Genomic DNA, 11065 nt, shown 5'->3' with positions numbered 1-11065 from the left:
ATTGACCGCCCGCATTCGGTTATTCGGGCACCGCGATCGTGCGTACCCCTTGTGCGACGACAGTGTGCTTACCGCCTGCTGAAAACGTTGCCGAGAGGCTGGTGGGACTGTCCCCGGGTTCGAGGGTCAGTGTCGATTTGTCCCTGGTATGGACGGTGAAAACGGGCGCGGGCATTTCTTGCCACACGGTGCTGTACTGCCAGCGCTGAAAACCTGCGTCGGCTCCCTGGGCGTCGTCCGTCGAGCGGTACCGGACAACCACCGAGGGCCGGTCGGAATTCCAGTCGATAGATTGGGCACTGGTACAACCAGAGTCCTGTGGAACGGCCGTCCGGAAACCGGTGCCGTGTGAACCGGAAACGGCTACGACAGCTTGTCGACATCTCGGGTCGACAGTGTTGTCAGCCAGCACCGCAACCGCCTCCCCGCGGGGGTCGAAGACTCCGCTCCGGAGATAGCCGCCAACGTCGGGTACAGGTCCGTATTGCGCGATCTCACCGTCTGTCGAGATGGCGAAAACCTCGTGTTTCACCGCGTCTGAACCCACCTGGGACTCGGTGTGTCCGATCAGGACTCGGTTTCCCCGTGAGCCGAGCATGACATGGTTGCGGTTCCACCTTTCGCCGGGTTGGCTTGGGCTCGGCACAGTTTCGAGCGTGCGCCAGACGCTCGGCCCGGTCGACTCCGCAAGATCGGCTGATCGCAGTACATCGGGCTCAGAAGGATCGACGGGGGCGTCGATCCATGCCACCTTGCTCCCCCCGATCGGCACCACTCGACTGCATCGGCACGGTATGCGGACGACCTGCGAATCGGTTCCGGCGGTGATGGCGACGACGACGCGGTCATTCCCGGCACCCTCGGTCCAGATAACGAATCGCGAATCCTCGGTGAACCGCATCAGGTCATTCAGACCAACCAGTTCGGCCGGTGTTCGCGAGAGCTCGACGACGCCCCGCATGACGATGACATCGTGGCGATCGGCGACAGCGTATAGCTGATCGGTCGCCACGTCCGTCGACGAGCCCGCCGGTCCGGATTGCTCGACATCGGCGCCGCACGCAATAGTCGACGACCCGATCCACGCCACGGTCGCCAGCGCAACGACCGAACGTGCGCGCGTGGCACGGCTGAACAGTGTCGGCATATGCATCCTGATCAGAGAAGGGTGCCGTTGGACACGGCAGTGAACGTGGCGGCGGCACTGGTGTCCAGGGCGGTGGCTGCGGCGAGAATGGATTCGGCGTCACGCTCGAGCTGGGTGATATCAACTCCGGGAGACGGGTCGCCAGCAGTGGCAGTTATCTGACCGATGTTGTCCATCTTCAACCCCGCCTCTTCCACCGACTGATCCAACCGTGCAAGGCGTTCTTTGATCGCCTCGAGACTCGCGAGGTCGGCGCGCCAGCGCCGCAGCACCTCGTTGTCTCTGGTGCGGCCTTGCAGAAGGGTCCGATCGAGTTCATCGAAGCGCAGAAAGGCTTCTACGGCAGCACTTCCGGTCCATTCGCGGATACTGGTCCGGGTGAACGATACGTCGGCTGCTTCTTGACCCACAAGGGTCACTCGATTGGCGAGCGAGGTGATCTGGGCATCTAGTGCATCCACATTCCATCGTCGAACATCGTCGAGATTCATGGCATCGTCCCCGAGGCTTGCGAGTGCTAGATGACCACCCTACAGTGCTACCCGGTGTCGTCAATCTGCCAGGGGGAGAGCAATTGTCGCAATTCGGAGTAGAACCCAGAGAACTGTTCAGGGCGGCCAAGGCGCTCGATGTGAACTTTGAGAACGTGAAGCGAGACGTCGGCACTGTCGACTCCGAGTTGGTCATGCCAGGCAACGCGTGGGTGAGCGAAGCCAGCAATGCGCATACGCACTTCTGGGACGTTCTCGACAAGCATCGAGAAGCAATCAAGGCCCAGCTCGCCCACCTGGCAGAGATGCTCTACGTCGCAGCCAACAGCTTCACCGGTACGGATGAGGAGAGCGCGCAGAAGCAGGAGAACCTCATGTCGGGGTTGGAAACAGGTGGGCTGAACATGCAGTAGTCCGGGAGCTCTTTCGTGCTGCCAGATCGAGACGGCGCCGCGCGACGCCCTCCCCGCTATCGGGCCGTCCTCACGATCTTCCCGTGACCGGCGTCGGTGCTCAGACCTCGATGATGGCGGTTTCGGGGCCGCACAGCAGCGCCAGGTCATCGGGATCAGCCGTAATCACGGTCACCGGCTGCGGCGTGACCAGCGCAACGGTGGCTAATGCGGCGTCGCTGGGTCGAACTGTTTGTGGACGCGGGCATTGGCCTCGCCGGTACCGAGGAGGGGTAAACCGGTCGATGATGGCCGATTCGCACCACGGCGCAATCCGTGACAGACACGGTGGCGGTCTCTCCCGACATCGCTGTATACGCGCTCCAGACGATATCGGAACCCGGTCGTCACCATCGACGAGGCGCTGAAGATCCTTGCTACGCGCTATCGGATGGAAGAAGCTGTCGACCTCATGCGAATTGTGTGCTGATCGGTGCGGCGGTTCACGCCGTAGAGACCGCCACTTCGGGTCAGCTGACGCTGCCGAAGAGGTCGAAGCAGGACCAGCCGCCGCGGAACCACTGGACGATCAGCTGCCAGAGCGAGGGGTAGGTGCCGTCGGGGTGGCGTAGCTGGAGGCCGAACGAGCACTTGCCGAATGTGGTTCGGGAGAGCCGTTGGACGACTGTGCGGTGCAGGAAGGACGCGCCCAGCCAGGCGGCGATGCCGTACAGGACAGCGGTCGCACCGGGCGCGAGGTACCAGGTGGTGGCGCCGATCGCGGCGTGCAGCGTCATGTCGATGAGGAAGGCGAAGATGACGCCGGTCTCGTCGCCGTTGGAAGTGCGTCCGGTGAGCGGGAATTCGTCCATCGGGCGCGTGGATTCCCGCGGTTCTGCCGCGACGAACTTCAGTCGCCCGTCTGCGTCACGCTCGTATCCGCCGTTCCTCGTCGCGCGCCGGGGCGGTGCTGCATTGGTCATACGGCTCAGCGTGGTGGGCACCGCTTAACAAGCACCCGTTGCCGACCTTGCTGACCTGGTTGCGGTGGCGGGTCCTGGTGCCGCCACCGCGCGTCGGGGGTCAGCCCGCGGAACCGCTGGACAACCAGGGGAATCCGGAGGACGACCCGCCGCCACCGCCGGTGGATAGGTCCGCGCCCGCCGACCCGGGACGGTGGATGCGGACGGTGACCGGACCGGTGCCGTCGGCCTCCACGGTGACGATGCGCGCGCCTGCCGCCGAGGTGACCTGTCCGCCGGTGACCCGCACTTCGTACTCGTCGGGATGGAAGAGGTCGGAGACATAGATCTCGGTCGGTGCCGAGGCGGCACCCGGACGGTACCGGTAGGCGAAATCGCCTGTGCCGGAATCGAAGACCATGGCGTCGGGTGTGCCTGCGGTGGCCTGCGGATAGGTGCGCACCAGTTCGCGGCCGACATCGCCGCGGAAGGGGTCGCCTTCACCCGCGCTGTAATGCCAGTAGTGCCAGCCGATGAAGCGTTCGTCGGCGCGAGTGGTGGTGTTGCGCAACACTGTCGGATCGCCGTCGCCGAATTCGGTGACCATCGTGGGGATGTCGGTGCGGTCGGTGAACGCGTCGATGTTCGACCAGGTCTTGTCCTGCTGCGCCGGGCACACCGCGCGCAGTTCCTCGGGCAGATCGAGGTAGATGGCGAGCTGGCTGGGGATGCAGTAGTCGTGCGGCGAGAACACGATGTCGGTGCTGGTGATCGGTGGATTCTTGCCGAGATGACTCGGCATCGTCTCGTTCCAGGTGACGTTGGGCTCCCAGAACACCGGCACGGCGGCATTGCGGGCTCGTACCGCGTCGGTCAATCGTTGCAGTGCGCGTTGATATTTCGCGTCGAAATCCGGGCAGCCGTTCGGGAAGCAGCTGAGAAACGGTGATCCGGGCCATGGTTCGTTGAGCAACTCGATGCCGAGCACGCTCGCGCGTCCGTTCATCCGCTCGGCGAGCGCGCCCAGCGCTACCCCGAGATGGTCGAGGACGCCGTGGGTGTTGTTCCAGACCTCGTCCCACCCGGCGTTCATGCTCGGCATCAGATAGTAGAGCGGGAAGCCGGGGTTCGGCTCACCGTCGGCAGGCCGCGCCCGGATCGCCCACTCGGGAAACCCGTTGCCGCCCCAGATCTTCGACAATCCGTCCTGATGGTTGTCGAGCAGGGTGTAGATGCCGTGCGCGGCCAGGGTGTCCACCACGTTCTCGACGCGATCGAGGTAGGCGGTGTCGACCACGCCCTCGGTCGGCATCAATCCGTCGAACGACACCCCGAGCCGCACGGTGTTGAACCCGTGCCGCGCGAGCACGGCCGCCGACGCGTCGGTCAGCGTGAACCCGTCACCCGGCTGTAGGTATGGCGCGTCCTTGTCGACGTTGTTCACGCCGTGCAGCAGTACGGTCCGCCCGTATCCGTCGACCAGCGCCGCTCCCTGCGCCCGCAATGGGGTCAACGGCGCCTCCGGCTCCGCTCCGGCCGGGCCGGCGGTCGCGATCATGCTCAACACCAGCGCCGAGGTCGCCGCCCACCGCAGAGCATGTCCCCATGGCGATCGGCCTGCTCCACGCAGCCCTCGAATACCCATCCTCGCCATAGAAATCCCTCGATCCGCAGGTGGACATTCGTTCATTTGAACGCATGTCCAAGTCCGTTGGCGTGAGACCATAGCCCGGCATCGGTGATGTGGTCAAGACCACATCGCCGAGGAAAGTGGTACTGCGGGAGTAGGTACCGATCAGCGCAGTGCCGGGATGACCTCGCGTTCGAAGAGTTCGATGCCGGAGGTGTCGTAGGCCGCTTCGGGGAAATTGAAGATGCCGTAGTCGAGGCCGAGATCCTGGACGGTGGTGAGGCGTTCGATGATCTGCTCCGGTGTGCCGACGGCGGCGCTGGTGTCGAACTGTTCGTGGACACGGGCTTTGGCCTCGTCGGCGCCGAGGAAGGGGGTGTGCCGGTCGATGATGGCCGAGAGGCGTTCCTGGACTTCGCCTTCGGTGCTGCCGACGACGGCATTGAAGTTGGAGCTGCGGGTGATCGCGGCGAAATCGGTGCCGACCTCGGCGCAGTGCTGACGCAGGATCTCCGACTTGCGGGTGAACTCCGCCGGCTCACCGCTGAAGTTGGTGTAGCTCGCGTACTGCGCGGCGATCCGCAGCGTCTTCTTCTCGCCGCCACCGGCGATCCAGATCGGGATGCCGTTCTCCTGCAACGGCTTGGGGTGCACGATGGCATCGTCTACCTGGTAGTACTTGCCGTCGAGGGTGGCCCGGCCCGTCCGCCAGGCCTGGCGGAAGATCTGCACGCCCTCGTCGAGGCGGCCGAGCCGCTCACCGGCGGAGGGGAAGCCGTAACCGTAAGCGCGCCACTCGTGTTCGTACCAGCCGCCGCCGATACCCATCTCCACCCGGCCGCCGGAGATCAGGTCGACGGTGGCGGCCACCTTGGCCAGGTAGGCGGGGTTGCGGTAGCTCATGGCGGTACACATCTGCCCGAGCCGCACACGAGAGGTGCTGGCCGCGAACGCCGACATCAGCGTCCACGCCTCGTGGGTGGCTTCGTCGGTGGGAATGGGCACGGTGTGGAAGTGGTCGTAGACCCAGATCGATTCCCAGTCGGAGCCCGCGTCGAACCGCTGGGCCAGCTCGCGCATCACCGCCCATTGGTCCGCCGGTTCGATGCCGACCAGATCGAGCCGCCAGCCCTGGGGGACGAAGATGCCGAAGCGCACGGGTTTCTCCTCGGTGTGTTGACGTGTCCTGCCCACTTTTCCCATTGCCGCGCACCGAGGCAACCATTGGACGCGCGTCGCGCTGAATCCTGGACCGGCGGTTATTCGCTTGGCGTCGCAGCCGCGAACGGGCAAGCTGGCACGGGTATGAACGATATGCGACAACCACGCCTTGGCGTGGACTTCGGTCGGGTCATCCAGGGGGCCGCGCTCGAGCCGGGCGCCGCGGACACGGTATTCCTGTCCGGCGGCTTCGCCGAGGCGATGAACACGCCGCCCACTCCCGGCGCCTTCGATGTGCTGGCTCGGCTGGTGACCCGTTTCGGCGGCAACGCCTGGGTGATCTCCAAGTGCGGGCCGCGGATCGAGGAGCGCACCAGGCAGTGGCTCGACCACCACGACTTCGCCGCCCGCACCGGCATCCCCCGTGACCACCTGCGCTTCTGCCGCTCCCGCGCCGAGAAGGCTCCGCACTGTGCGGAACTGGGCATCACCCACATGATCGACGACCGCCTCGATGTGCACCGGGCACTGCGCGGCCTGGTGCCCCGGCTCTACCTGTTCGGCGCGCAGACCGCGCCGGCCCCGGACTGGCTGTGCCACACGCCCGACTGGCCCGCTGTCGAGCGCGTGATCGGCGCCGATCTCGACGCGGCGGGTCAGGCGCGGATGGTGTGATCGGGGTCACTGTGACCAGTGGTACGGCTGTATAAAGATGAAACGTTCGGGCTCCGCATGTATTCTTCGGGTGGAAGGGTGTGCCCGGGTGGGTACTCCAAGCGATCTGCATCGGCGAAGGCCTGCAGCGACGGCGAGGAGGTGGTGTTGCCATGCGCAGCGAACCCCCCAGTCGAAGGCCGCGCGGCGTCGCCCCTTCGTCCTCTCACTGATTTTCGGCCGGTTCGGTTCGGCTGTGCGTGACGGTCGTGGCGGTGGACGCCCGCGGTGTGCAGCACCGTCTCCCGATCCACTCTCGTAGCATCCACGCGGCCCGGCCGCGGGCATGCGCGCTGTCGCGCCAGAGGACTGTCCCATGTCGCAGATCGATCTCGTCGAAGCACGTCACGTACCCGCCGATCACGCTGTGCCGGAAGCGGATTCGCCGCGCACCGAGCAGCAGCCCGTCGTCGCCGAGGACCACTCGGTGACCGAGGCGCTGGAGATCCTGTCGGAATCGGTGCGCCACCTCGTCGAGACCCACCGGGTCGACGGCGCCATGGACTGGCTCGACAACCGCCCGCCGCACGTCATCGCCGACGCGCTGGCCCGGATGGACGCCGTGCAGGCGGGCGTCGTCTTCCGGCTGCTCGACAAGGACCGCGCGATCACCGTGTTCGAGGAACTCGAACCGGTCGACCAGCAGCAGATCCTGCAGGGCCTGCGCGAGAAGAGCTTTCGCGATCTGGTCGAGGCGATGGACCCCGACGACCGCGCCCGCATGCTGCACGAGGCCCCCGCCAAGGTGGCCAAGAAGGTGCTGGCCGGGCTGAGCCCGCGCGAGCGCCGGATGACCGCCGCGCTGCTGGGTTACCCGGAGGGTTCGGTCGGCCTGTACATGACGCCGGAAGTCGTTGCGCTGCCGGACAATCTGACCGTCGCCCAGGCACTGGCCTGGGTGCGGGCCAAGGGCGGCAACGCCGAGACCGTGTACACGCTGCCGGTCGTCGACTGTGGTCGCCGGCTCACCGGCATCGTCGAACTGCGCGAGCTGGTGCTGCACGCGCCGGAGGCGATGGTCTCCGAACTCGTCGTCACCGAACCGGCTTTCGTGCGCGCCACCGACTCCGCCGAGAAGGCCGCGCGCCTGATGAGCTCCACCAACGACATCAACCTGGTCGTCGTCGACAGCGAGGACCGGGTCGTCGGGCTGCTCACCATCGACGACGCGATGGAGGTGCTCGAGGCCGCCGACAGCGAGGATGTCGCCAAGCAGGCCGGTTCGGCGCCGTGGGAGGGCCACTACATGGCCGCCAAGGTGTTCCAGCTGGCGCGCTACCGGGCACTGTGGCTGATGCTGCTGCTGTTCGCCGCCACGCTGACCGTCAGCGTCACCGACGTGTTCTCGACGACCCTCGAGCAGGCGGCGAGCCTGGCGCTGTTCATCCCGCTGCTGATCGGCGCCGGCGGCAACGCGGGCGCGCAGGCCGCGACCGCGTGCGTGCGTGCGCTGGCCGTCGGCGAGGTGCGCGTCTCCGACCTGTTCAAGGTGATCTGGCGCGAATGCCGGGTCGGCCTGGTGCTGGGCAGCATGTTGGCCGCGGCCGGTCTGCTGATCGGCACACTGTTCGTCGGGCCGAAGATCGCCGTGGTCGTCGCCATCACGCTGGTCATCATCTGCGGCTGGGCCGCCACCATCGGCGGCACGATGCCGTTGCTGGCCAAGAAGTTCCGCATCGACCCGGCCGTGGTGTCGGCGCCGATGGTGACCACTCTGGTGGACGCGACCGGGCTGATCATCTACTTCACCACCGCGAAGCTGGTGCTGGGGATCTGAACTCAGCGCGGCGGGAACAGGGTGAGCACCTGGGCCATCACGTCCTTGGCGACGTCGTCGGTGGCCGCCACCACCTCGACGATCGGGATGCGCCTGCCGAACGCGGTGGACTCGGCCGGTAGTTCGGGGCCGACGGCGGCGGTGTAGATCGGGATGGAGCGGTCGTAGACCGACACCGAGCGGTGCACGGTCCGGCCGTCGATGTGGTCTTCGGTGCTGTTGGCGGCCAGGTATTCGGGGACGCGGTACTCGTAGCTGACGGTGATCTTCTCGCCGCGGTAGCTGAACAGGCACTGGGTGAGTCGCTGCTCGCCGGAGGCGACGGTGCCGGCGAGCTTCGTGCGGACCGCGCACGGGTCGGCGCCGAGCAGCACGGTCGGCACGGTATCGGGGGAGGTGCCCTGGGGTGGCGACTGCCGCCAGCGCTCGATCATGCCGGGCACCAGTTCGTCGGCGACGGTGCACGGGTTCTTGCCGGGCGTGGACAGGCCGAGATAGAACGTGGCGCCTGCCGGGAAGTGGGCGGTCGCGCCGCAGGCGCGTGGCTCGCCCGCATCGCGGTCGGGGACCAGGCGCACGGTCACGTCGCCGAGCTGTTTCGTCACGCCCCTGCCGCCCGGGGTGAGCCCGGTCAGCAGGGTGGCGTGCCAGGTCAGCGTCGTGCTGTCGCCGGGTGTGGCGCCGCCCAGAATCGCCCGGCACGAATCCAGCCCGACGGTGACGCTTGTGATGTCACCGAGGTGCCGCAGGGCGTCGCGCGGCAGCACCGCGCACACATCGACCTGGCGCGTCGCCTGGGCCACCTCGTCGCGCTGCTGCTGGTTCTGCGGAACCTTCGACCAGAACTCCGGTGGCTGGGCCGGGATCACCGGGGCGGGCGGTGGTGGCAGCGTCCCGTAGTCGGGAGCCTTGTCCGCATCGTCACCGCAGCCGGCGCAGACAAGTAACGCAGTAGCGGCCAGCACCATCCTGCGATACATCGGCACCCCTGTCCTCGGCGGACCCGGGCCGGACCCGCACCCGATTCACCGAGTCTGCCCGCGCGAGCAATCCGACCGCAAACATCCCGTCCCGGTCGTTCTCAGAACGTTGTGACTGCTGCGGGCGTCAGTTCAGCAGGGGCAGCGTCTCGCGCATGATCTTCTCGGCGACGGCGGAATCGGCCGTGACAGAGACCGTCGGCACCCGGGGACCGAGCAGGGCATCGGTCGCGCCCGCGGCGAGCGGCGGGCCGACGACGGCGGACAGGGACGCGAGGCTCGGTTGTGCTCCCGCCGTGTCCGCCCACGCCTGACAACTCCCACGCACCTGCGGGTCGTCGGACTGGGCCGGTTCGTCGTCGAACAACACCCGCACATCACCCATGGCCTGCTCGATCACCGGCGCGTCCATCGTCGGCTCACCGGAGAACATCACCCCGGCGCTCCAGGTCGCGTCGATCCCGGTCAGATGCCCGTCGACGGCGATATTGACCCGGCACTGATCCGGACCGACATTGTCCACCGCCCGCACCTGACCGAGCCCGCCGAGCGCTGCCCGCGGCAGCGGCGCACACACATCGATCGCGCGCACCTTCCGCAGTACAGCCAGCTTCTCCTGGTCGGAAACCGCCGCGGTGGACCAGAACCCGCCCCGCGGCATGGTGTCGCCCGCCGCTTCGCTCTGACAGGCGAGCAACGTCATGGCCGCGGCGGTGAGCAGCAGTGTCCGTCGAACAGGGGATCTCCTCCCAGGTGGTGGTCAGGTGGCCGGGAAGAGCTCGGCGGTGTGGCCGAGGACTTCCCGGAGGACGGCAGGGTCGCGGCCCATCAGCTTGACGACCGGCACGCGGGGACCCAGCGTCGACGGTGGTTCCGCCGACGTCAGCGGCGGCCCGAGAATCGCCCCGTACCACGAGGTTTCGGTGAGACTGCGCAGGTCGTAGCCAGGATGCCCGTTGACGACCAGGATCGGCTCGCCCTGGGCCACGATGCCACGCTGGTCGTAGAGGTACTGCAGATCGACCGTGGTGCCCCGGTACTCGAACACACACGCGTGCAGGTACTGCTTGTCGACCGGTGTGGAGACGCCGAGCCGGGACAGCACGGCGCAGGGGTCGGCATCGGCGAGCCGGGTCTTCGGAGTATCCGGCGACGTGCCGACGACGGGCTGAGTGCGGAGCCGGTCGAGCGCACCGGGCAGCACCCGGTCGACCACGGCGCACGGCTTGTCGGCGACCGGGGTCGACACCTGCAAAAAGATACCGACGGTGACGGGGAACCACGCGGTCGCCATGCAGGAATGGATCTGAACTCCCGGGTCCGGCTCGGAGTCCCGTTCGGAGACGACCGTCGCGTCCCCGATGCGGCTCTCGACACCACCCGGGAACTTGTCCGGCGGCTCGGCGGACACCGACAACGACCAGCTCAGCCGGGTCTTCTTGCCGAACTCGGTCGAATTCAGTTCCGCGGCACAGGTATCGGGGGCGCTCGCCGCCACGCTGAGCACCGTGCCGAGCTCGCCGAGCTGATCGTGCGGGATCAGCGCGCAGGGATCGATGGCGCGAGCGGCGGCCAGGACGGCCAGCCGCTGCTCGTCGGTGTCCGGCGCCGTGTTCCAGGCGATCGGCGGGCGCACGGTCACCGGCCGCGGATCCGTACAGGCCGTCGATCCGAGCAGCAGCGCCACCGCAGCGGCGGCGCCGACGAGGCGGCGAAGCATGAACGATCCCCCTGTGGTCCTGCCCGTCCGGCGTGGACGCGTGAGCCGCAGTTTGCCGGGCGGGTGGCGAGAATGCAAAGCGCCGAGTGGC

General features: G+C 67.1%; 11 protein-coding genes. 3 read left to right on the top strand and 8 right to left on the bottom strand.

What is annotated here, in order from left to right:
* Positions 1 to 19: 19 nt before the first annotated feature.
* Both ACFVAV_RS07545 and ACFVAV_RS07540 read right to left on the bottom strand, forming a co-directional pair.
* Entirely contained in the window at positions 20 to 1147 is a 1128-nt protein-coding gene (locus ACFVAV_RS07545; protein ID WP_379031504.1) for a hypothetical protein, read from the bottom strand.
* Between the two features lie 11 nt (positions 1148 to 1158).
* Entirely contained in the window at positions 1159 to 1638 is a 480-nt protein-coding gene (locus ACFVAV_RS07540; protein WP_379031498.1) for a hypothetical protein, read from the bottom strand.
* An 83-nt stretch (positions 1639 to 1721) separates the two neighbouring features.
* On the opposite strand from ACFVAV_RS07540, the gene ACFVAV_RS07535 reads away from it, so the two are divergent.
* Positions 1722 to 2051, top strand: coding sequence for a hypothetical protein (locus ACFVAV_RS07535; protein WP_379031495.1), 330 nt, complete (start codon positions 1722 to 1724; stop codon positions 2049 to 2051).
* 509 nt (positions 2052 to 2560) lie between these two features.
* Here the strand turns inward: ACFVAV_RS07535 and ACFVAV_RS07530 are convergent.
* The 3 genes from ACFVAV_RS07530 to ACFVAV_RS07520 all read right to left on the bottom strand — a co-directional run bounded on the left by ACFVAV_RS07530 (position 2561) and on the right by ACFVAV_RS07520 (position 5780).
* On the bottom strand, positions 2561 to 3013 hold the full coding sequence (locus tag ACFVAV_RS07530) for an RDD family protein (protein WP_379031492.1): 453 nt from the start codon (positions 3011 to 3013) through the stop codon (positions 2561 to 2563).
* Positions 3014 to 3113: 100 nt separating this feature from the next.
* Positions 3114 to 4550 carry a cellulase family glycosylhydrolase gene (locus tag ACFVAV_RS07525; RefSeq protein WP_379031490.1) on the bottom strand — a complete coding sequence of 479 codons (1437 nt, stop codon included), beginning with the start codon at positions 4548 to 4550 and terminating at the stop codon, positions 3114 to 3116.
* Positions 4551 to 4787: 237 nt separating this feature from the next.
* Entirely contained in the window at positions 4788 to 5780 is a 993-nt protein-coding gene (locus ACFVAV_RS07520) for an LLM class F420-dependent oxidoreductase (protein WP_379031487.1), read from the bottom strand.
* Between the two features lie 147 nt (positions 5781 to 5927).
* Between ACFVAV_RS07520 and ACFVAV_RS07515 the strand changes: the two genes are divergently transcribed.
* Both ACFVAV_RS07515 and mgtE read left to right on the top strand, forming a co-directional pair.
* Complete coding sequence (locus tag ACFVAV_RS07515; RefSeq protein ID WP_379031484.1) at positions 5928 to 6458, top strand: hypothetical protein; 531 nt, start codon at positions 5928 to 5930, stop codon at positions 6456 to 6458.
* Positions 6459 to 6813: 355 nt separating this feature from the next.
* A complete protein-coding gene (gene mgtE / locus ACFVAV_RS07510) occupies positions 6814 to 8274 on the top strand; it encodes a magnesium transporter (protein ID WP_379031482.1) in 1461 nt (486 codons plus the stop codon).
* Between the two features lie 2 nt (positions 8275 to 8276).
* On the opposite strand, the gene ACFVAV_RS07505 is transcribed toward mgtE, so the two are convergent.
* From ACFVAV_RS07505 to ACFVAV_RS07495, 3 genes are all read right to left on the bottom strand, one after another.
* A complete protein-coding gene (locus ACFVAV_RS07505; protein ID WP_379031479.1) occupies positions 8277 to 9254 on the bottom strand; it encodes a peptidase in 978 nt (325 codons plus the stop codon).
* 127 nt (positions 9255 to 9381) lie between these two features.
* Positions 9382 to 9957: a hypothetical protein gene (locus ACFVAV_RS07500; protein ID WP_379031476.1), complete on the bottom strand. Its 576-nt coding sequence runs from the start codon at positions 9955 to 9957 to the stop codon at positions 9382 to 9384.
* A gap of 57 nt (positions 9958 to 10014) precedes the next feature.
* Entirely contained in the window at positions 10015 to 10974 is a 960-nt protein-coding gene (locus ACFVAV_RS07495) for a hypothetical protein (RefSeq protein ID WP_379031473.1), read from the bottom strand.
* Between the last annotated feature and the right edge of the window lie 91 nt (positions 10975 to 11065).

Origin of the sequence: Nocardia sp. NPDC057663 (genome assembly GCF_042799895.1) — a bacterium.
In the GTDB taxonomy this organism is placed as follows: Bacteria; Actinomycetota; Actinomycetes; order Mycobacteriales; family Mycobacteriaceae; genus Nocardia.
The sequence above is the reverse complement of the archived record's forward strand: the minus strand, read 5'-3'. Positions and strand labels throughout refer to the sequence as shown.